This is a genomic window from Salidesulfovibrio brasiliensis JCM 12178 (assembly GCF_001311825.1).
In the GTDB taxonomy this organism is placed as follows: domain Bacteria; phylum Desulfobacterota; class Desulfovibrionia; order Desulfovibrionales; family Desulfovibrionaceae; genus Pseudodesulfovibrio; species Pseudodesulfovibrio brasiliensis.
The window spans coordinates 1-21,304 of the sequence record NZ_BBCB01000038.1 but is presented as its reverse complement, the minus strand read 5'-3'; the positions used below and the strand labels follow the sequence as shown (position 1 = coordinate 21,304).

Annotated in this window: 16 protein-coding genes, 2 pseudogenes and 1 CRISPR repeat array; all 18 genes and pseudogenes read left to right on the top strand. The window is 56.4% G+C overall.

From position 1 onward, the window contains the following. Window positions 1-156 precede the first annotated feature (156 nt). The 18 genes and pseudogenes from JCM12178_RS10445 to cas2 all read left to right on the top strand — a co-directional run bounded on the left by JCM12178_RS10445 (window position 157) and on the right by cas2 (window position 19,869). Window positions 157-2,229, top strand: coding sequence for a TonB-dependent receptor plug domain-containing protein (locus tag JCM12178_RS10445; protein WP_054651165.1), 2,073 nt, complete (start codon window positions 157-159; stop codon window positions 2,227-2,229). Window positions 2,230-2,231: 2 nt separating this feature from the next. Continuing rightward, window positions 2,232-5,968: pseudogene (gene bchH, locus JCM12178_RS10435) on the top strand (magnesium chelatase subunit H). Between the two features lie 11 nt (window positions 5,969-5,979). Beyond that, a complete protein-coding gene (locus JCM12178_RS10430) occupies window positions 5,980-6,546 on the top strand; it encodes a hypothetical protein (protein WP_054651159.1) in 567 nt (188 codons plus the stop codon). After that, window positions 6,543-7,226, top strand: coding sequence for an energy-coupling factor transporter transmembrane component T family protein (locus JCM12178_RS10425; protein ID WP_054651157.1), 684 nt, complete (start codon window positions 6,543-6,545; stop codon window positions 7,224-7,226). Before JCM12178_RS10430 ends, JCM12178_RS10425 begins: the two co-directional genes overlap by 4 nt. After that, window positions 7,217-7,669, top strand: a pseudogene (locus tag JCM12178_RS20920) (ATP-binding cassette domain-containing protein); the annotation flags it as partial. The gene JCM12178_RS10425 and the pseudogene JCM12178_RS20920, both read left to right, overlap by 10 nt. A gap of 344 nt (window positions 7,670-8,013) precedes the next feature. Further along, on the top strand, window positions 8,014-8,556 hold the full coding sequence (locus tag JCM12178_RS10415) for an ABC transporter ATP-binding protein (RefSeq protein WP_083465858.1): 543 nt from the start codon (window positions 8,014-8,016) through the stop codon (window positions 8,554-8,556). Next, on the top strand, window positions 8,553-9,368 hold the full coding sequence (locus JCM12178_RS10410; protein ID WP_054651151.1) for a DUF3450 family protein: 816 nt from the start codon (window positions 8,553-8,555) through the stop codon (window positions 9,366-9,368). The genes JCM12178_RS10415 and JCM12178_RS10410 overlap by 4 nt, the downstream gene beginning before the upstream one ends. Then, window positions 9,334-10,512, top strand: a complete 1,179-nt coding sequence (locus JCM12178_RS19705) for a MotA/TolQ/ExbB proton channel family protein (RefSeq protein WP_054651149.1) — start codon at window positions 9,334-9,336, stop codon at window positions 10,510-10,512. Before JCM12178_RS10410 ends, JCM12178_RS19705 begins: the two co-directional genes overlap by 35 nt. Next, window positions 10,509-11,135 carry a MotA/TolQ/ExbB proton channel family protein gene (locus JCM12178_RS10400; RefSeq protein WP_054651147.1) on the top strand — a complete coding sequence of 209 codons (627 nt, stop codon included), beginning with the start codon at window positions 10,509-10,511 and terminating at the stop codon, window positions 11,133-11,135. The genes JCM12178_RS19705 and JCM12178_RS10400 overlap by 4 nt, the downstream gene beginning before the upstream one ends. After that, window positions 11,132-11,542, top strand: coding sequence for an ExbD/TolR family protein (locus JCM12178_RS10395; RefSeq protein WP_054651145.1), 411 nt, complete (start codon window positions 11,132-11,134; stop codon window positions 11,540-11,542). The genes JCM12178_RS10400 and JCM12178_RS10395 overlap by 4 nt, the downstream gene beginning before the upstream one ends. Continuing rightward, window positions 11,539-12,183, top strand: coding sequence for an energy transducer TonB (locus JCM12178_RS17780; protein WP_083465856.1), 645 nt, complete (start codon window positions 11,539-11,541; stop codon window positions 12,181-12,183). Before JCM12178_RS10395 ends, JCM12178_RS17780 begins: the two co-directional genes overlap by 4 nt. A 263-nt stretch (window positions 12,184-12,446) precedes the next feature. After that, on the top strand, window positions 12,447-14,606 hold the full coding sequence (locus JCM12178_RS10390) for a CRISPR-associated helicase/endonuclease Cas3 (RefSeq protein WP_054651143.1): 2,160 nt from the start codon (window positions 12,447-12,449) through the stop codon (window positions 14,604-14,606). 26 nt (window positions 14,607-14,632) lie between these two features. Continuing rightward, window positions 14,633-15,289: a type I-C CRISPR-associated protein Cas5c gene (gene cas5c, locus JCM12178_RS10385; RefSeq protein WP_054651174.1), complete on the top strand. Its 657-nt coding sequence runs from the start codon at window positions 14,633-14,635 to the stop codon at window positions 15,287-15,289. After that, on the top strand, window positions 15,286-17,049 hold the full coding sequence (cas8c, locus tag JCM12178_RS10380; protein WP_054651141.1) for a type I-C CRISPR-associated protein Cas8c/Csd1: 1,764 nt from the start codon (window positions 15,286-15,288) through the stop codon (window positions 17,047-17,049). Before cas5c ends, cas8c begins: the two co-directional genes overlap by 4 nt. 3 nt (window positions 17,050-17,052) lie before the next feature. After that, a complete protein-coding gene (gene cas7c, locus JCM12178_RS10375) occupies window positions 17,053-17,928 on the top strand; it encodes a type I-C CRISPR-associated protein Cas7/Csd2 (RefSeq protein ID WP_054651139.1) in 876 nt (291 codons plus the stop codon). Window positions 17,929-17,930: 2 nt separating this feature from the next. Then, window positions 17,931-18,545 (top strand): CRISPR-associated protein Cas4, encoded by a 615-nt coding sequence (cas4, locus tag JCM12178_RS10370; protein ID WP_054651137.1) that lies wholly within the window; start codon window positions 17,931-17,933, stop codon window positions 18,543-18,545. Next, window positions 18,542-19,573, top strand: a complete 1,032-nt coding sequence (cas1c, locus tag JCM12178_RS10365; protein ID WP_054651135.1) for a type I-C CRISPR-associated endonuclease Cas1c — start codon at window positions 18,542-18,544, stop codon at window positions 19,571-19,573. Before cas4 ends, cas1c begins: the two co-directional genes overlap by 4 nt. A 2-nt stretch (window positions 19,574-19,575) precedes the next feature. Then, window positions 19,576-19,869: a CRISPR-associated endonuclease Cas2 gene (gene cas2 / locus JCM12178_RS10360; RefSeq protein WP_054651133.1), complete on the top strand. Its 294-nt coding sequence runs from the start codon at window positions 19,576-19,578 to the stop codon at window positions 19,867-19,869. A gap of 175 nt (window positions 19,870-20,044) precedes the next feature. Further along, window positions 20,045-21,269: direct repeats of the CRISPR family, unit length 32 nt; unit sequence GTCGCCCCTCCCGCAGGGGCGTGGATTGAAAC. Window positions 21,270-21,304 lie beyond the last annotated feature (35 nt).

Here is a 21,304-nt window from a genome sequence, read left to right as displayed (position 1 = left end):
TGCACACCTCAATACAACATGTGATTAACGGCAAACAAATTGATACACACTGAGTAACACTATTGTTGATCTTGTGCTTGAAAAATACCATCCAAATGTGTATCCCCTTCTTCATTCGCCTACAATGACAACTCATTTTCTTTAAGGGGGCCGGTTTTGCTTATTCTCAGGAAGGTGCTGTTTTTCACGCTGCTTGCAAGTTCGATGATGGTACAGGCTCTGCCCGCGTCAGCCGAGAATCAAGGCCATGGGGGTGGCGACATTGAGATGGAAGAGATGGTTGTCGCCGCAGAACCTGAAGAAGATTTGGCTGACACTACAAGCTCGGTCCGGACCCTGACCCGCGATGATATCGAGGCGCTGCCGGTGGAAAGCTTTCAGGACCTTCTGGACATGGAAGCCGGTATCACCACCTATTCACCTCAGGGAATGGGCATCGTGACTCCGCCTGACATCAAAATGCGTGGCACATCCAGCCCTCGCCGCGTACTTCTTCTCGTGGACGGCACCCCTTGGAACAACCCCTGGACCGGATACTGGTACTTCCCTGAAATCCCCGTAGAAGCCATTGAACGTATGGAAGTCATCTATGGTCCTTACGCGGCGCGATACGGCATGAACGCCGAGGGTGGCGTCATCAAGGTTACGACCACCGACGGACGCGGCAAGGGCAAGGCAAGCGTTTCAGCTAGCGCCGAAGGCGGCAATTTCGGTCGTTTCTCCACAACCGAAACGGTATCTCTCGAAAAAGACAACGCGTCTTTCTTCGGATCGTTCAACTACTACGAATCCGACAACTGGCGACGCAACGACGACGATTACAACGCTGACGATCTGGCCCGTACGGACATGCATCAGAAACGCGGCACATTTCATGCCCGGATGGGCTCGGAAGAAGGTAACCTTCACCTTACCGGAGGTCTTTACGGGAATGACACGGAGTACGGTGTTTCTTCCGTAAGCGAAGTGAATCAGGACAATGAGATTCGCAAGTATTTCCTGAACCTGTTCGGCGAAAGATATTATGAAAACGGCCTAAAACTGTCCGGCGCCGTCAACTATGTTCAGGACCGTCACACCTTCGACGGCGAAGTCACCACGGCCGGCACAACCCTCAGCATGACCGACGCGGAAAATGAAACCCTCATGTGGCGACTCTACGGCGACCTCAACGGCGAATACTCCTTAAACGACCACACGCTGACGTTCGGCGTTCAGTTGCAGAGTTATGCCGGCGACAAGAAAACCACAGATGACGCTACAGGTGAACTGGCAGTTATCTACACAGAGCAAACCACTCACAATACCCCCCATGAGAGCGCATATTCGGCCTATGCGCAGGACAACTGGCTGCTGGGAGAGGGGGCCTTTGAACTCATTCTGGGCTGCCGTTACGATTACTATGACCGAATGGACGACAATGGCGCCTTTTCCCCCAAAGGCTCTCTGATCTGGAATTACGCAGAACAGGGCAGGGCGCGTTTTTCCGCAGGTCGGGCGTATCGCGCCCCTTCGCTCAGCGAACGGTATGCACCGCTGTGGGCGCTCACGTCGTATAACACCTTTGGGATAAACGTAGGGTCGGTGCTGATGGAGGGCAACCCCGATCTTAAGGCGGAAACCACCAACAGCGCGGAATTGAGTTTTGAAAACGAATTCCCGGAATACGATATCTCCACCCGCGTCACAGGGTTTACGGTGACGGGCTTCAACTGGATCGAATCGAGTACATACCGCAGCATTAACCTTGGCCCCGGCAGAACAGGAAACGTAAGCCGCTCCCAAAACCAGAGCAAAGCCTACATTGACGGTGTCGAAGGCGTCGTGAACTACGACCCGGACAAGTCGCTCCACATCTTTGCAAGCTATCAGTGGCAGAATGCCCGCTATGCATCGGGTCAGGACATCAACAACATGCCGGACAACATGTTCAAGGTAGGTGCTGTTTACCGCAAAAGACTGCTTGATGATTTCGCAGGGCTGCGTCTTGGTGCCACCGGCAAGTATCTGGGCCGCTATCGTTCCGAAACCATGAGTGGAGATGTGGGCTATATAAGCGGCTACACCACGGTCGACACGAATGTCGCGCTGGACTTCTGGGATAAGCACATCCGGGTTTACGGCGAGTGCTTCAACGTTTTTGACGAGCATTCGAACACTCAGGATGTCGACACATGGCTGATTGAGCGAAGCTACGCTGTCGGTGCCCAGATTCAGTTCGAGTTTTAGCCATGTCCGGAATATGTTGCCTTATCAATGCCAGTCTCTCCGAGGCACTTCTTGAGGGCGTTCGCGCCTTCCAGAAATGCCACGGAATCAAGCTGCCGCTGAAGGTGCACTACGCCCATGAACTGGAGGAGGAACGTACCTCCACCGCGCTGGTGCGCAAGGACCTTGCCGAAGCGGACCTCGTGCTGCTCGACCTGCGCGGTTCCGGCCGTGCCACCGCTCTCTGCGGCGAGGTGCTGCAAGACGCCGGTAACACTGTTGTGGCCTTGGTGGGCGGTTCGCCGGAAATCATGCAGCTCGTCCGCATGGGCGGGTTCAGTCTGACCGAAATCATGGCCCGCGGGAACAGGAAGGAAAAACCCGCCACGAATGGACCGAATATACAGCGGATGCAGAACATCATGCGTTGGGCCGAAAGGCTCGGAGACGCCATCCCCGTCGGGACCATGCGCCACATCCGCAACTGGAATCGCACCATGCGCTACTGGGCGCAGGGCGGACCGGAAAACGTGCAGAACATGCTCACCTTCCTGAGCCGCGAGTACTTGCACCTCGACCTTCCCAAGCCTCTGCCTCCTCAAGAGTACCCGGCTTATGGCATCTACGACCCTCATACTGGTACCCGATACACAAGCCGGGACACATTCCGCGCTGCTACAGGCTTCGACCCGGCCAAACCCACCGTGGGAATCCTGCTTTACGGCGGCATGCACTTTGCCCAGTCTGCCACCGGAGCACGGGCGCTGGCCGAGCGCCTTGCCCCGGAGGTGAATGTTCTGCCCGTCTTCTCGGAATCTCACGCCAACCACGAAGCCGTGCGTGAATTCTTTTTTGAAGAGGGACGTCCCTGCGTGGACGCCATCGCCTATTTTCAATGGTTCCAGTTCGCCTCCTTCGGCCCGGACGCCGCCGGGACGATCCCCCTGTTCAAGGAGCTGGACGTGCCTGTGTTTGCCATGGCGCCGATGTACGGCCGCGAGGTATCGACATGGCGCGAAAGCATTCAGGGCCTTTCTCCCATAGAGGTGATGACAACGGTGATAATGCCCGAACTGGACGGCATGATTGAACCGGTTCCCTGCCTCGGGCTGGTTGAGGAACACGACCATGTGACCGGGCAGACCATCAAGCGGGTGCATCCCATCCCCGAGCAGATGGACCTGATTGCCAGACGCGTCCTGCGGCGGGTGAACATCCGGTCGATCCCGACACCCAAAAAGCGGGTGGCTTTCATCCTCTACGACACCCTCCCGGGGAGGAAAACATCGGCAACACGTCCTACCTCGATGTCTTTGCCAGCATCCGTGCGTGCATGGAGCAAATGGCGAAACAGGGCTATGTGACCGACGCCATCCCGCCCAACAAGGAAATATGCCGCCTGTTCATTGAAACGGGCGCCGTTAACAACGCCCGCTGGGTGCCGCAGGGGAAATCGCTTGAAGGCGCTGTTACCGTTCCCGTAAACGACTACCTGACTCATTTCGAAGCCCTTTTCGACCCGCAGGAAATCATCGACGCATGGGGGGTGCCCCCGGGGGAAATCATGGCCGGTCAGGGCAAGCTGATTCTGCCATGTCTGGAATTCGGAAACGTGCTTCTCGGGCTTCAGCCTGCACGAGGATTTCACTCGGACCCGGAAAAGCTGACTCACGACAAGACCCTGCCTCCGCATCATCAGTACATCGGCTTCTACAGGTGGCTTGAGCACGACTGGAAAGCGGATGCCGTAATCCACGTAGGAACCCACGGCACGCTGGAGTTTCTCAAAGGAAAAGAGGTGGGCCAAAGCCATGCCTGTTTTCCTGCCAACCTCATCGGCTCAGTGCCGCATCTCTACATCTACCACGTGGTCAACCCGTCTGAAGCCACCATAGCCAAGCGCCGCAGCCTGGGAACCCTCGTCAACTACAACTCTCCGCCCCTGACGATATCGGACGTATACGAGGAGTACGCGGAGTTGGAAAATGAAATTGCGGAGTATCTTGAGGCAAAGGCGCATGATCCCGCACGGGCGGACCGGCTGGAACAACGCGTCCTGAATCTGGCAAGAAAACTGAACTTCGATCAGAACGACGTTCACGAGATTCAGGAAGACGTGGCTCGCATGAAGCGCTCACTCATCCCCAAGGGGCTGCACGTCATGGGAACCCGGCCCGACCCCGAAAAGACGGCCGAAACCGTAGTGTATTATCTTCGTCAAGACCGGGGCGAGGTCCCGTCGCTGCATCGTGTGCTGGCAACAATGCAGGGGCTGGACTATGACCGGCTGCTCGACCATCCCGGCAAGACCGTCGACGGCGTTCCCAACTCGCGGCGGCTTGAGGAAATCGAGTCCGAGGCCCTGCAACTTATGCGCGAGACCCTGCAAGCGGGTTCCGTGCCGCACAAGGGAGACCTGGCCGCCTCGCTTGCATGGGGGCTGGAAGTATTTTCGCGCATGGGGGGCACACTGGAAATCGAGGCGCTTCTTCACGGTCTGGAAGGAGGGTACACGGAGCCCGGTATTGGCGGAGAGCCGTGCCGCGACCCGGAAACCCTGCCCACAGGCCGGAACTCCTATCAGTTCGATCCACGGCTTGTGCCCTCGGAGGCGGCCTACGAACGCGGGCGGGAGATCGCTGAAAACACACTCCAGCACTACTTCGAACTCCACGGGCGCTGGCCTGAAAGCGTTGCAGTCATACACTGGGCTTTTGAAACAGCCAAGACTCGAGGCGAAACAGTGGGCCAGATATTCGGCTACCTCGGCCTTCGTCCAGTGCGCAAGAATCCGTGGAAAACCACTCTGGAAGTTCTCCCCCTGGAAGAACTTGGACGTCCGCGAATCGACGTCACTGTTCAAATTTGCGGTTTCTCACGCGATATGTTCGCCAATGTCATCTCGCTCATCAACCAGGGCATGGAAATAGTAGCGCAGCTGGATGAACCAGACGAAATGAATTACGTCAAACCGCACACTCGCGAGATGCTTGAACGCATCGCTGCGACCATGCCCGAGGACAAGGCCCGGCGCGTCGCCTCGGCCCGCGTGTTCGGACCACGTGCGGGCGAATACGGAACACGCGTCACTCACCTCATCGAAACCGGGGCATGGAAAAGCGAGCAGGACATCGTGGACACGTTCACTGCCAGCATGAATCATCTGTACGCCGACAACATCCACGGGGAACGGCATGCCGAGGTTTACAACGAACGCATCTCCCGCGTGGAACTGGTCAGCCAAGTACGCGACACCAATGACTACGAAATCGGCGACCTCGACCACTACTACGAGTATTTCGGCGGACTGACCCGGGTTGTCGAGGCTGTTCGTGGGGAAGCCCCGGTACAGCTTATCACCGACACCACCGGGGAACGAATGCGGACCGAAACGGTGCAAAAATCTCTGGAACACGGCACCCGCACCCGGCTGCTGAACCCCAAGTGGATCGACCACATGCTGGAGCATGACGTGCATGGCGCCCAGAAGGTAGCCGAACGGGTAGAGAACCTCGTCGGCTTTTCCGCCACGACCCATGCGGTGGAAGACTGGGTGTATTCCGCCGTTGCCGAACGTTATCTCTTTGACGACGTCATGCGAGAACGCATGCGTGACAACAACCCATACGCCACTGAAGAAATTGCCCGCAGGCTTTTTGAAGCCAATAAACGCGGTTATTGGGCCGCAACGGACGAGGAGATGGAGAAACTCACACAGGTCTATCTCGGCCTTGAGGGTGATATTGAAGACACATTGTAAAAGGAGAAATCATGAGCCAACCCGCAGCAACCATCCCATCGCAACGCTTCACCTTGCGCGACGTGGTTTTTGCCGCCATGACCTCAGCAGCTATCATGGTGGTGGGATTCATCACCATCCCGCTGGTGGGACATATTCCCATCCCGGGCATCCGCTCGATGGTCTCGGCCCCGTTTTCGGCCGTCTTTCTGACCATAGCTCTGGCACGCATAGGAAAAGCGGGAAGCATGAGCATGGTCTACGCACTCAACTGTGTGGTCTATGCACTCATTTCTCCAGTTATTCCGGCCTTTGTTGTCTCCGCTCTTGTGTTGGTCGAAGGCATGAATTTTATCGTGTTTCGTGGTTATCGCACCCCTCTGGCCCGTCTGATCTGTGTTAGCGGTTTCTATACCGTCATGACCCCTCTGGGGACCTTGTGGGGGGCGTGGATACTGGGCGGACAATACCAGCGGTTCATCAGTTCGCTGCCTATGTTGGCACTGTCCACGTTCATCGTGTTCGCGCTTTCGTTTTCCGGAGCCTATGTGGGCGAGCGAGTGGTGGACCAGTTGCGTCGCGCAGGAAAACTGGCATGACGTCCTCTCCGCTTTCACGTGTGAATCCGTTGGTCAAGATCGCCGCCTGCGCGATTTGGACCACGGCGGCTGTCATCTTTCGTCAGCCAGAACCTCTCTGCGTGTTAGCGGCGGCCTCGCTGATGCTGGTTTTGTTCACTCCCGTTCTCCGGCATCCACGGCGACTGATGCTGGCGCTGCTGGGGCTCTCCATGGTGGGCGGTATACACCTGCTCATCGGAGGCAGCCTGCGGGAGAGCGTCACTTCCCTTCTGCGTCTCGTTTCGCTCACAGGCATCACTGCGGCACTCATGCTCTCCACCGATCCGGCCGACCTGTTGCGCAGTTTGCGCTCACTTCCCCTTCCGCGCAGCGTCCTGCTCGGCCTTACGTTGGTATGGCGGTCCCTGCCCCTTCTCAAGCGGGAACTGGACGCCATATTACTGGCCTGTCGCCTGGAGGGAGTGCGCCCAAGTCCGTTAAAGCCCGCGAGCCTTATCCAACATGTTTTCGTGCCCTTGGCTTTCAGCATGGCCTGTTTCGCCGATGAAGTCTCGCTATCTCTGGAAACACGTGGCATCGACCTGTGTCGTAAAAAGAACTGCATACGCCGACAGGCAACTCTGTTTCCTGACATGGTTTTTTCGTTGATCATGGTGTTTCTTTTGATTGCAGCCGGGGGTGTGCAGGCGTGGTCTTGAGCATTGACAAACTGACAGTTCGATTCCCTACCCATGACGCACCGGCGGTCGACAATTTCTCGCTGAACGTAGACGCGGGAGAGCTGGTGTTGCTGGCAGGTGGAACAGGATGCGGAAAAAGCACCGTGCTCAATACTGTTTCCGCCGTTATACCGCGCGTTGTTCACGCGGAGTCATCCGGCAGTGTCACCGTTGGCGGACACAATGTACAAAGCCTGAACTACGACGATCGCGCACGAATTGCCGCCCACCTGTTCCAAAACGTGGAAACACAGCTCTTTACCGACAGAGTGCTTGATGAGGTCCTGCTTCCATTGGAGTTCGGTCCGGAACTGCACGACGACCCCGAACAGATGGCACACCGAGCCTTGGCGCGTTTTGGCCTTGCCAAACGGGCGGAAGGACACGTCAGTCGTCTTTCCTCCGGACTCAAGCAGCGTCTGGCACTTGCAGCCATGCACCCGGCCAACAAGAAGCTGCTTCTGCTTGACGAACCACTGGCCTATCTGGATCAAGGATCAGCCCGCGAACTTGTCGACATGCTAGGCGAATTGCGAGACCGGGGGCTAGCCATTCTTGTGGCCGAACATCGCGAGGATCTCTTAGCCCAAACCGCCGACCGCGTAGTACGCATGACCGAACAGGCAACGTTGGCCCCGGCTCGGCGCACGAAAAGCGGGTCCATGAAAGTCCTCGCCACCATTGAGGGGCTTCATTTTTCTCACCCGAACCGTAACGTGCTGTCCGGCGTGGACCTTTCGTTGCATCAAGGGGAAGCGGTGGCCTCATCGGGGACAACGGTTGTGGCAAAACCACGCTCTGCCTTCTTCTTGCGGGCATGCTCAAGCCGAATCGCGGCTCGGCCCTGTTGGGAGAAATCCCGTCCGCACGCCTGCCGCGCAAGCAGCGCCCCAAGGCCGTGGCCGTGGTTCTTCAGAACCCGGACCGCCAACTTTTCAGCCATACAGTGCTCTCCGAGGCAGCCGGACCGTGGACAGACACCATTGAGGCAGAACGGTTACTTGAGGCCTTGGGACTGGCCCGATACGCGAAACGGCATCCCCGCTCGCTTTCGCATGGGCAGAAGCGGCGCCTCACTCTGGCCAAGGCCCTGGCCCGACGTCCAAAGGTCTTGCTCGTTGATGAACCTTCGGTAGGACAAGACAGCAACAATCTAGCATCCATGTTTGCCGAGTTGGACCGATATCTTGCAGGCGGCGGCTCACTGCTGCTTGCCACGCATGATCAACGGGCCGTCACTTTCGCCGACCGTGTCTATGCATTTGAAAACGGCCGTATCATCGAACAGCCGTCTCAGGAGTCCCCATGAAAAGAATACACGCAATCATTCTTGGCCTGTTGCTCCTGTTGCCCATGGCCGCCTCGGCAGGGTCGTCAGAACAGGGCAGCAGCCACCAGCGTATGCGAATCAGCCAGCTTGACCGGGATATTGAACGTGCTCGAAGAACCCTGAAGCAGAAGCAGATGGAGCTTGCGCTGCAGAAATCCAGACATGCCCTCATTGAGTCGCTCGACACCGAGTTTCCCTCTTTGCTGGACGAACTGATGGAGGAATTGTCGCAGGCGGTACACTCCGGTCTGCCATTCCTGCACGAAGAACGTACACAACGGCTCGAGGCTCTCGAAGCCTTGTTGGCTGATCCTGCCGCATCGCCGGAAGACAAGCTTGGGCGCGTACTGGAGGCTTTGACCATTGAGGCCCGCTACGGTTCGGATCTACATGTCCGTTCCGGCACGATCGAAACCGATCAAAACGAATTGCGGGGAAGCATCCTCCGCGTGGGCCGCCTTGCCGCCTTTTTCCTCACACCGGACGCCAGTCGGGCCTATCGTCTGGAAATGGACGGTACATGGACACTTCTTCCCGCTGCCGCCCCTGAAACCCTGGCACGAGGCTTAAAATGCGTGACCGCTCAGAACCGTTCGAGCTCCTTCCTCTGCCCGTGGAGGTTCAGCAATGATCAGGCACGCCGTGTTGGTCGCCATACTAGTACTGGGCGCGTTGTGGCCGTGGCCTGTCCAGGCAGGACAGGACGGCCCGGCAGCAGATTCGCTTCAAGTCCGAATTGCGGAACGCGAAGCAGAATTGGCAAAACTGAAAAAGCAGATCAACGTCGTTGAAAAACAGTTGGACGCGCAGACCGAAAGACTGGGGGAAGATGGGCTGGCCACAGCCATGGCTCTGGAGACCGTCATGGCGGGAGCGGCAGGGGAGGCGGAGAAGACGCTCTGTATCAGCCTGACTGCCGCACTGCGCCCCGATGCTCTCGAGTCCTGCCGGGCTATCATCGAGTCAAAGGTGTTGAACATATACGAGGCAGCTCGGGCCCTTGGGCACTCCCTTGGCAAGGAAGCAGTTCAGTCCGGAAGGGTGGTTACGGTACGCGGCGCGTTCATCGGTCAGGACGGAGCACTGGCCATGGGCGATATCCTGCGCATCGGGAACAACTCTGCCTGGTATATGTCGGATGGTCTCATCGGCCCGCTGCAAATTCAGCCCGACTCCGAAGAACTGACGGCCTTGCACGCTGACTTCCCGGACTGGGTTCATGAAGACGTGACATGCTTGATAAACGGGAAAGGCAGCCCGGTGCCCATCGATTTTTCTGACGGATTGCTTTTTGACGCAGCCGTCCAAAGCAAGGGGCTTCTCTCGAAACTCGATACCGGAGGGATTCTCGTCTGGCCCATTCTGGCCGTGGGAATCGTGGGGCTTATACTGGGAATGGAAAGAATCATCGTCATGATGGGCATCCGCATGGATTCCGACGGGATGCTGCAAGTCATTTGCCGCCTGATTCCAAAAGACATTCCCGCCGCTCTCGGTGAGTGCGAAAAGCACACCGACAGTCCGGTCTGCCGCATGCTGCACGCCGGTCTAAGCCACCCCAGTGCGCCTCGCGAAGTGCTGGAGGATGTTTTCCATGATGCCATATTGAAGGAGTTGCCACGTCTGGAGCGATTCCTTCCCACTCTGTCAATGCTGGCGGCCATTGCGCCGCTGCTGGGTCTGCTGGGAACGGTCACGGGCATGATAAACACCTTCGGAGTGATCACCATGTTCGGCAACGGTGATCCCCGACTCATGTCCGGAGGGATTTCCGAGGCTCTCATTACCACACAGCTCGGCCTTGCCGTGGCCATCCCCCTGACCCTGCTTCATCACTTCCTCGAACGCCGAAGGGACAGCATTGTTTCCGACATGGAAGAAAAAAGCGTGGCGTTGACCGTCGCACTGGTTAAGGCAAGGGAAAAAACAGCATGACTCCAGACATTCAGGCCCTGACAGGCCGCATTTTCCATACACTGGATCAAGGCGGCACTGTACTCGTGGCGCTCTTTGTCCTTTCCATTGTGATGTGGAGTCTCATTTTGTTCAAGGCATGGCAATTGGCGGCCATGCGCCGGGCAGAGCTTCCTGCAGGGCAACTGATTCAGGCTCTTCGGCAGAATATCCTTCCTGCCAACTGGCAGGGCGAACTCATCCGGACATACCTGAAAGCATGCACCGGGCAGTTCGAGGTGGACAAGACACTGCTGCATCGTCAGGTCCACAAGGCAAGCGATCTTGCCGACACGCATATCCGCAGCATTCTGGTTCTTGCAGGGCTGGCCCCGCTTCTCGGTCTCATCGGTACGGTTTCGGGCATGATCGACGCCTTTGACACCATAACCGTATGGGGAAACGGTAATCCGAAACTGCTTTCATCGGGTATATCCCAAGCCCTGCTCACCACTCAGGCCGGGCTGCTGGTTGCCATTCCCGGCCTGTTTCTGGGGCACTTTCTCAAGCGGCGTGCCGAAACCCTCAAGGATCGCACGCACCGCACGTTCTCCAGGCTGTCCCGGACGTTTGACAGCATGACGACGAAGGGGATTCATCCATGAGTTGCTACCGTTACGTCAGAAGAGGCGGCAAGCCCTGTGAAATCAACATGGCCCCGCTTATCGATATGATTTTCATTCTCCTCATATTCTTCCTTGTCACCACCAGCTTCGTTCGTGAAGCGGGGATTGACGTGAACCGTCCCCAAGCTGAAACCGCCGCACAATCCCCTTCTCCGACACTGCAAATTGCGGTCACCAAAGACGGAGCTGTCTTCATGGAAGGTCGCGCTATCGACATCCGTTCAATTCGCAGCAAGGTCAGCACCTTCATGGACGAGACCAAAGACGGAAGGATACTCGTTCTGGCCGATGGCAAAAGCAACACACAATCAGTGATCAACGTGATCGACCAATGCCGCCTTGCCGGGGCTGAAAAGATCAGTATAGCCGCGGAGCAGCCGCAATGAAAAGGCGCTGGGCTCGAGGAGCACTGGTGATAACGGCAGCAGTGGCCATCAATACGGGACTGCTCATCGTCATCTCCCTTTTATGCCTCAAACCCCAGAACACTCCAATCATGCCTCCACGAACCCCGGTGGATCTGGTCTTTTCAGCGGCTCCCGAGCCCAAACCCGAAGAAGAGCCAACCCCTGTGCCGGATCCTCCCGAGGAGTATCAAGCCCCATCCCCGAAGCCCCAACCAAAGCCAACTCCCGCACCACCGCCCCCAACGGTAACACCTGACCCCGATGCAGCAGTCACCCCTCAACCCTCGGCTGAACCGGTCCAACCGGCAAGCCACAAGGTTCAGGACGCGTTTTATGAACTGGCTCAAGTAGACGAATCGCCGCGTCCCATTCATCAGCCGCCGCCGGTCTACCCGAAAAGCGCACGTCGCCGCCGAATCACGGGCTTGGTGGAGTTGCGTTTTCTGGTGGAAACTGATGGCCGAGTGAAGCGCATCGTCATTCTTTCTTCGGAACCCAAAGAAATATTTGACGAAGCAGCACGGCAAGCAGTTGGCCGCTGGCGCTTCAGCCCGGGTAAGGTTCAAGGACGGGCGGTACGAACATGGATGCGAATCCCCATTCGTTTTCAGTTGCGGTGAGCTTTTCTTAGAAAAGGGCAGCGGTTGCATCGGGCTAGATCAAAATCCATCATTGGCGTGCAGCGGGAAAACTTATGGATAATGGTTGAAACACTGTGAGTCGGGACGACGAGCATGAATGTGAGCTGGAACTCATGATTGAATGAATGAGAAGAGAGTTTCATCTGTACGGAATATGGCAATAGTTGTTTGCTGATTTTTATTTACTGCTATAAAAGGGGGTATAATTATAAGCTGAAAGCTAACAGGTGGGTTGAATTTCGATGGCTCTATTTGCGCACACCAAGCCATACTTGGCTAAAAACTCGTGGCAATCCCTTGATGAACACTCTGCTAATGTCGCTGAACAGGCCGCACATTATGCAGATTTTTTTCGTGCTGGTCCTTGGGGGCAAGCAGCGGGTCTTCTTCACGACATAGGCAAGTCTCGTCCGGCTTTCCAGAAAAAGCTGTTGGAAAACTCGCCAGACTATGAAGACCACAAAGGCGTCGGGGCACGACTTTTCCATGCGCTCAACAGCCCCTTTGGGCAAATGCTGGCGTATTGTGTTGCCGGACACCATGGAGGACTGCCGGATGCGGTGGACTATGGAAACAGGAAGTCGTTGCAAAAGATATGCAAGGATGCTGATGACCTTCCTGCCGGCGTGGAGAATCCCCTTGAGCAGTTGAGCATTCCCGATCTTCCGTTTGAACCGAATAGCGTGTTCTCCTGCAGCTTTTTCACTAGAATGCTTTTCTCGGCGCTGGTTGATGCTGATTATCTTGATACTGAAAGGTTCATGGATGAAGGAAGAGCAGCATTTCGGTCAACGGGTGTTGATTTCGATCAGTTGCGCACCACCCTTGATAAGCACCTCGCCACTTTTCAACCAGAAGGCCGGATAAACGTCCTGCGCTCTGAGATATTGTCTCATTGCCGCGCCAACGCAGCCATGGAACCGGGGATGTTTTCACTTACGGTACCCACTGGCGGCGGAAAGACGCTGACCTCCATGGCGTTTGCTCTTGACCATGCCAAGCACCATGGTTTGCGAAGAGTCATATACGTTATTCCCTACACCTCCATTATCGAGCAGAACGCTGCCGTTTTTCGTATAATTTTTCCGGACGGAAGCGTGGTTGAGCATCACAGTACGTTCAATGAGGATGCTCTCGGAGATGACGCCCACGAATCGGATGCGGTGATGCGGCATCGGCTGGCATGCGATAACTGGGATGCTCCGGTAGTGGTGACCACCAATGTCCAGTTCTTCGAGTCGCTTTTTTCGAACAAGCCCTCCAAGTGTCGCAAGCTGCATAATCTTTCAAAGGCAGTGATTGTGCTTGATGAAGCGCAGATGCTGCCGACGCAATACCTTGATCCCTGCCTGCGGGCTCTGGAAGAACTGGCTAATAACTATGGTTCCAGTGTGGTGCTTTGCACCGCAACCCAGCCTGCCTTGAACAGCAGTGACCTAGCCTGCGGCCTTAAGGATGTGCGGGAACTTGCGCCCGATCCGAGTCGGATGCATGAGGCATTTGCCAGAACCCGTCTGGAAGACTCCGGGGAACAGTCGCTTTCCGAGATTGCGGATATGATCCGGGCACGCGAGAGGGTTTTGTGCATCGTTAACACCCGGGCGCGCGCTTCGGAGCTTTTTTCCATGATCAAAGATGAGCCCGGAGCCCGGCACCTGAGTGCGCTCATGTGTCCTGCGCATCGTACAGCCGTGCTTAGTGAGATCAGGACAACCCTCAATGCGGAAGAGCCGTGCCGTGTGGTCAGCACCCAGCTTGTGGAGGCCGGTGTGGATGTTTCGTTTCCGGAGGTGATCCGCGAAATGGCTGGACTCGACTCCATCATTCAGGCCGCCGGTCGTTGCAATCGGGAAGGGGAGAACGAGGCCCTTGCCCCGGTTCATGTTTTTACGCCCAAAGAGGGCGTGGTCAGGGCCTTTGCCACAAAGGCGGGTTGTACCGGGAGCGTTCTGCGCTCGGAGAACGGGGCCAACCCTTTCGCCCCGGAAGCCGTACGGGAGTATTTTCGGCAGGCCTATTGGCTGAACAGTGACCGGCTTGACCATAAGAGCATTCGCAAGTTGCTGGAAAATCCCAGCGGTGAATGGCTCTTTGCCGAAGCGGCGAAGCGGTTCAGGATTATCGAGAACGAGATGATCGCCGTGATGATCCGATATGACGAGGATGCCGACAAGCTCATCGATCAGCTGCGTTATGCAAAACATCATGGGGGCATTCTTCGGAGTCTTCAGCAGTATACGGTTCAGATTTATGAAGGACAGTTTCGTGCGTTGGATCGGGCCGGGGCCGTAGAGATGGTCCTCGGCGAGTATCCGGTTTTGGACGCGATGAAGTATTATGACAAGCGATTCGGCCTGACGTTTCCTGCGGGGGCGCCGGATCCGGCTGATTTCGTATCCTAGACAAACAACATGAGGAGGTAATGCCCATGCCGCGAGGAGTGCGACTCAGGGTCTGGGGCGATTACGCCTGTTTTACGAGACCTGAGATGAAAGTGGAGCGGGTCAGTTACGACGTTATGACGCCGTCCGCCGCGCGTGGATTGCTGGAGGCGATATATTGGAAACCTTCCATCAAATGGGTGGTGGACCGGATTCACGTCATGAAGGAAATCCGGTTCGACAATGTGCGCCGCAACGAGGTTGGAACAGACAAAAAAGATGTAAAAGTGAAACCCTCATGGGTAAAAAATGCCCAAAAAAAGAATTCACCCCTTCGGGTTCAGATCGAAGAAGCTAGATGCCAGCGGGCAGCCATGGTGCTCCGGGATGTGGAATACGTCATCGAGGCGCATTTTGAATATACGTCAGGCGAAGACCGCAACGACGGCAAGCATCTGGATATGTTCAACCGCCGGGCGGCCAAGGGGAAATGCTTCCACCGTCCCTATCTGGGATGCAGGGAGTTCCCCGCGCATTTCGAGCTTGTGGAGGGCGAAGTTCCGGCCTCCGAGCTTGAGGGCTCCCGCGACCTCGGCTGGATGCTGCACGATATCGACTACCGGTCGGGCATGGTGCCGGTGTTCTTCCGGGCCGCAATGGAAAACGGCGTCATCGACTGCCGCGCAAAGGAAGTGGCGGCATGATTCTGCAAGCATTGCATCAATACTATGAAAGGCTCTCGGCCGATCCGAAGATCGGTGTGTCGAAGTTCGGTTTCGGCCGTCAGGGTGTGCATTTCTGTCTCACGCTCGACAAAGACGGGAACCTGATCGGAGCGCCGCTTGACCTGCGAGACGAGAAGGGGCGTGCGAAACATGTCGAGGTGCCGGGGCCGGTGGTAAAGGCTTCTGGCATAAAATCCAACTTCGCATGGGATAATACCGGGTATGTTCTTGGCGTGGACAGCAAGGGCAATCCAGAGCGTACCGCCGATACCCATGCGGCGTTCAAAAAGCTTGCGGCCAAGGTCCTTTCGGCGGTGGATGACGATGGGGCTGGCGCGCTTCTGGCCTTTCTGGAGCGCTGGGAGCCGGAGCAGGCTGAAGAACTGGCAGGTTATGAAGAACTTCTGGACCAGAATGTGGTCTTTCGGCTGGATGGCGATCTGGAGTTCATCCATGAGCGTCGGGCATTTCGCGAGGCGTGGGTTGCCCATTTGGCTGGCAGCGCGAACAGCGAAAAGGCGATGTGTCTCGTCACCGGCGAGGACTCACCAATTCCCGCAACGCATGCCAAGATAAAGGGAGTGCCGGACGCGCATAAGGCAGGTGCCTCGCTGGTTTCCTTCAACTTCGACGCCGCCGTTTCATTCGGTAAAAAGCAGAACTTCAACGCCCCTGTTTCCGACAAGGCTGCTTTTGCGTACACGACTGCGCTGAATTATCTGCTCGACCCAGCGAATGAACGCAAAGTTCAGGTGGGCGATACCACGGTTGTGTTCTGGACCGAGGCCCCGTCGGGCGATGCCGCTCCAATGTTCGGTTATGCCCTTGGTGGCAAGGTTTCCGAGGACGAAAGACTGGCCCAGCGGCTCACAGGGCACATCAAATCCATTGCCAAAGGAGGGGTGCCCGAGGAATTGGGCGATCCCAAGACACGGTTTTACGTGCTTGGCCTTTCGCCGAATGCGGCGCGTCTTTCCGTGCGCTTCTGGCATGTGGGCACTGTGGGAGGTATGGTGGAAAACTTGAGCAGGCATTTTGCTAACCAAGAACTGGCGCATAACTGTTCGTTCAGTAGATATCCACCAATAAAATCTTTGATTGATGCACTCGCTCCATTTCGAAAAGACAAAGAGACGGGGAAATACAAACCCACAGAGCGGACCAAATCAACCAAGGAACGATGTTCGAAGATGGTGAATGAAGTGTTGCTGTCAGTTCTGAAAGGAGGGGGTTACCCCGCACAATGTGTGAATATGCTGCTGCAGCGAATTAGAAACGACAACTGCATTGATGGTTTTAGCGGATTTGTTCGTTTGGCATTTTTAAAAGCGCACCTGATACAATCTGGGCAGGAGGTTCCCGTGAGTCTTGATAGGAATTGTTATAATTATGGCTACCTGCTCGGCAGGCTTTTTGCGACTGTTGAAAGCATCCAAAGGAACTCAGCCAAAACGGAGCTCAACACAACTCTGCGTGACCGTTATTTTTCTGGAGCGATGTCATCGCCAAGCCGTGTGTTTGTTCCATTGGTCCAAAATGCGTTCGATAATTTGCCTAAGCTGAGAAAAGAGGCGGGGGGGCTCTATGTATTCTTTGAAAAACTAATGGATGAAATCATCGATAAAATCGAAGCATCCGACGGATTCAAGCATACACTTTCTCCTATTGAACAGAGTCAGTTTGTTATTGGCTATTTCCATCAGCGCTCATTTAAAAATGAAGACAAGACGGAGGAATAAATCATGACCGCCATCAGCAACCGCTACGAGTTCGTGTACCTTTTCGATGTGGAAAACGGCAATCCCAATGGCGACCCGGACGCGGGCAATATGCCGCGCATTGACCCGGAAACCGGCCACGGCCTTGTCACCGACGTCTGCCTGAAGCGCAAGGTGCGAAACTACGTGGACATCGCCAAGGGCGGTGAGACCGGGTATAATATTTATGTAGCCGAGAAGGCCGTTTTGAATCGAAATAACGAAATGGCCTACAAGGAGCTTGACATCAAGCAGGAGAAGAAAAAGCTGCCCAAGAAGGTGGAGGACGCCCGGAAGGTTACGCGCTGGATGTGCGACAATTTCTTCGACGTGAGAACATTCGGCGCGGTCATGACCACGGAAGTCAACTGCGGGCAGGTGCGCGGTCCAGTCCAGTTCTCATTTGCCAAGAGCGTTGAGCCTATTGTGCCCATGGAAGTGAGCATCACCCGCATGGCCGTGACCAATGAGAAGGATCTGGAGAAGGAGCGGACCATGGGGCGCAAGCATATTGTGCCGTATGCCCTGTATCGCGCCGAGGGATACATTTCCGCGCATCTGGCCAAGGGCGAGAAAGGAACGGGGTTTTCGGACGAAGACCTTGAACTGCTCTGGTCCTCCCTTGCCAACATGTTTGACCACGACCATTCGGCGGCGCGCGGCAAGATGTCGCCCCGGGGACTCATCGTCTTCAAGCATGACGATGCGTTGGGTAATGCTCCGGCCCATAAGCTGTTCGAGGCTGTTCGCGTCACTCGCAAAGAAGGCTCCGAAGGTCCGGCCCGGGCGTTTGCCGACTATGAGGTGGCTGCCGACGAGTCTGCCGTGCCGCAGGGCGTGAGCATGGAAACCAAGTTCTAGACATGACTGAGACGTGGCCGCTTTCAGCATTGCAGCACTACATGTATTGCCCGAGGCAATGCGCGCTCATTCATGTGGAAAAGGTGTGGAGCGAAAACCGCTATACGGCTGAAGGGCGTTTGCTGCACCTTCGCGCCGATTCCGGTTCGTCCGGGCGGCGCGGAGGCGTGGCCGAGGACCGGAGTGTGCCGCTGCGAAGCGATGTGCTCGGTCTTTACGGCATAGCAGATGTTGTTGAGACGCGGCAGGGTGAGGACGGGAAGGAGTATCCCTACCCGGTGGAGTACAAGCGGGGAAGTCCGAAAGTCGAGGACTGGGACCGCGTTCAGCTGTGTGCACAAGCCTTGTGTCTTGAGGAGATGCTCGGGGTTCATGTTCCCGAGGGAGCCATTTTCTACGGCAAGCCGCGCCGTCGGGAGCGCGTGAGCTTTGATGCGCTATTGCGGCAAGAGGTCCAGCGAGTGTGCTCTGCAGTGCGCGAGATGGTTCAGAAGGCAATTCTTCCCGACGCGGAAAAGGGACCGAAGTGCCGGAATTGTTCTCTCAGGGACGCATGTATGCCCGGCAAGGCAACGTACGGCGTGGAGGCCTATGTTCGGTCGGGGCTTGAATCATGAAAAAGCTTCTGAACACGCTGTATGTGACGTCGCAGGGGAGTTACCTTTCCAAGGACGGGGAGTGTGTCGTGATTCGGGCCGAGGATGGCTTGAAGAAGCGTTTTCCGGCACATGTGCTCGACGGTATTGTCTGTTTCGGCAATGTGTTGTGCAGTCCGTTTCTGCTTGGGCATTGCGCCGAGAGCGGTCTGGCGATTTCGTTTTTAACGGAGAACGGACGCTTCCTTGCCGGAGTTCGCGGTCCGCAAAGCGGCAATGTGCTATTGCGCCGGGCGCAGTACCGGGCTGCAGACGACCCCGTACGTTCCGCGTTCTTTGCCCGTTATTCTGTGGCCGGAAAGGTCGCAAATTCACGTGTTGTGCTGCGGCGTGGCATGCGGGACCATACGGATAGGCTGGATTGCGAGTGCGTGCGAAACGCGATTGCCGTACTGGATGACTGTGCGCTTCGGCTCCGGCATGAGCAGCCGCTGGAAAGCGTTCGAGGTTTGGAGGGGCAGGCTGCCAACAGTTATTTTGGCGTGTTCGATGAGCTCGTGCTTGTCGAGGATGCGGGGTTCCGCTTTTCGGGTAGGAACAGACGTCCACCTTTGGATGCTGTGAACTGCCTGCTGTCGTTTTTGTACACGCTACTTGCTCATGACGTACGGTCTGCATTGGAGGCAGTCGGGCTCGACCCGCAGGTGGGTTTTCTGCACCGTGATCGCCCGGGCCGTCCCGGTTTGGCTCTGGATGTCATGGAGGAATTTCGTTCGTTTCTGACCGATAGGTTGGCTCTTTCGCTTATCAACCGTGGCGAGGTGACAAGCCGGGGGTTTGTGCGAAAGGAAAGCGGAGCGGTTTTGATGGATGATGATACTCGCAAAACGGTTTTGATCGCTTGGCAGAAGCGAAAACAGAAGGAGGTTATGCACCCGTTTTTGCAGCAGCGTATCCCATTGGGGCTGGCGTTTCATGTGCAGTCGCAGCTGCTTGCCCGTGCGATACGAGGTAGTATTGACGGATATCCGCCGTTTTTCTGGAGGTGAGTGTGCTGGTTCTGGTCAGTTATGATGTCAGCTTTGAGGACGAGGGCGGCAAGCGTCGATTGCGGCGGATTGCAAAAGTATGTGAAAGTTATGGTCAAAGGGTGCAGTATTCGGTGTTTGAGTGCGTGGTCGATCCTGCACAGTGGGCCAAGCTCCGTCACAAGCTGCTGGATGTCATCAATCCGGACAAGGACAGCCTGCGTTTTTATTATCTTGGAAAGCATTGGCAGCGTCGCGTGGAGAGCCATGGGGCTGTCGAGACGTATGACCCGGAAAAGGATATTCTGATACTGTAGCGCGAACCCCAAGCGTTGATCGTTTTCCCGGGAGGTTCGCGTTGATGAAATTGTTCATTAATTTAGCCTAATACGAATGGCTGTTCTATGATATAGATTTTCCGTGATGATTTTCGTGTCGGTTCGCGCAGAACAAGCCCTACACCCAAGCCGGATGCGACCCGATAGCGTCACAGTCGCCCCTCCCGCAGGGGCGTGGATTGAAACCTTCATGCATGCGGTGGTGCCGCGTCATGAGCGCGTCGCCCCTCCCGCAGGGGCGTGGATTGAAACTATGCACTTGTAGGAAAGTGTCTTGGGCACAAATGTCGCCCCTCCCGCAGGGGCGTGGATTGAAACCCTCCTTGGATCGGATAGTCTGCCATGGCCTGTCGTCGCCCCTCCCGCAGGGGCGTGGATTGAAACATCCGCATAGCTTGAGGGGTGCAATGCCCCTTTGGTCGCCCCTCCCGCAGGGGCGTGGATTGAAACGCTGGATCATCGGGTTCTTGCTGCTTGTCGTGCGTCGCCCCTCCCGCAGGGGCGTGGATTGAAACCCTCAAACTTTACTACGATACCTCCAGCCTCTAGGTCGCCCCTCCCGCAGGGGCGTGGATTGAAACACCAGACGGTCGGCACAAAGACACAGGTTCAACTCGTCGCCCCTCCCGCAGGGGCGTGGATTGAAACTCTACGTAGTGCGGGACTCCGTTGGCATCCGCGGTCGCCCCTCCCGCAGGGGCGTGGATTGAAACTTTTCCCAAGAAGTCGCGTTTGAAGATAAATACGTGTCGCCCCTCCCGCAGGGGCGTGGATTGAAACATAGCCTAACCCGTATCACCAAACTGAAAGCCCGACGTCGCCCCTCCCGCAGGGGCGTGGATTGAAACTCAAGATACCATGTTGCCAGTTCTTCAATGGCCAGGTCGCCCCTCCCGCAGGGGCGTGGATTGAAACTGGGAGAAAACTCCGCTGTTTCTCTCAGCTTCGGAGTCGCCCCTCCCGCAGGGGCGTGGATTGAAACAGGCAAATGAACGCACCACGTCTTGGGGCAGCGGGTCGCCCCTCCCGCAGGGGCGTGGATTGAAACTTTATCACGCCGGAAGCCAAGGACATCGACGATGGTCGCCCCTCCCGCAGGGGCGTGGATTGAAACTCTCCAATACCCTGCCGCCGAACGCCCCGTTGAGGTCGCCCCTCCCGCAGGGGCGTGGATTGAAACAATCATTTACGATACTTATAAGAAAAGTACATTAGTCGCCCCTCCCGCAGGGGCGTGGATTGAAACAAGGGGTGTGGCCGGTTCGACAGTTTCACCTATCGTCGCCCCTCCCGCAGGGGCGTGGATTGAAACTGGTGAATGAGCGGTGTCCGGAATGGATATACCCAGTCGCCCCTCCCGCAGGGGCGTGGATTGAAACCCGAACACCCTCCATCCCTGTGAGGCGGACATGGG

Excerpts from the sequence above, each read along its gene's own strand:
- JCM12178_RS10390 (WP_054651143.1), top strand. The coding sequence starts at position 12,447 with ATGGCTCTATTTGCGCACACCAAGCCATACTTGGCTAAAAACTCGTGG.
- JCM12178_RS10430 (WP_054651159.1), top strand. The coding sequence starts at position 5,980 with ATGAGCCAACCCGCAGCAACCATCCCATCGCAACGCTTCACCTTGCGC.
- JCM12178_RS17780 (WP_083465856.1), top strand. The coding sequence starts at position 11,539 with ATGAAAAGGCGCTGGGCTCGAGGAGCACTGGTGATAACGGCAGCAGTG.
- cas1c (WP_054651135.1), top strand. The coding sequence starts at position 18,542 with ATGAAAAAGCTTCTGAACACGCTGTATGTGACGTCGCAGGGGAGTTAC.
- JCM12178_RS10395 (WP_054651145.1), top strand. The coding sequence starts at position 11,132 with ATGAGTTGCTACCGTTACGTCAGAAGAGGCGGCAAGCCCTGTGAAATC.
- cas4 (WP_054651137.1), top strand. The coding sequence starts at position 17,931 with ATGACTGAGACGTGGCCGCTTTCAGCATTGCAGCACTACATGTATTGC.
- JCM12178_RS10400 (WP_054651147.1), top strand. The coding sequence starts at position 10,509 with ATGACTCCAGACATTCAGGCCCTGACAGGCCGCATTTTCCATACACTG.
- cas7c (WP_054651139.1), top strand. The coding sequence starts at position 17,053 with ATGACCGCCATCAGCAACCGCTACGAGTTCGTGTACCTTTTCGATGTG.
- JCM12178_RS10410 (WP_054651151.1), top strand. The coding sequence starts at position 8,553 with ATGAAAAGAATACACGCAATCATTCTTGGCCTGTTGCTCCTGTTGCCC.
- JCM12178_RS10425 (WP_054651157.1), top strand. The coding sequence starts at position 6,543 with ATGACGTCCTCTCCGCTTTCACGTGTGAATCCGTTGGTCAAGATCGCC.
- cas8c (WP_054651141.1), top strand. The coding sequence starts at position 15,286 with ATGATTCTGCAAGCATTGCATCAATACTATGAAAGGCTCTCGGCCGAT.
- cas5c (WP_054651174.1), top strand. The coding sequence starts at position 14,633 with ATGCCGCGAGGAGTGCGACTCAGGGTCTGGGGCGATTACGCCTGTTTT.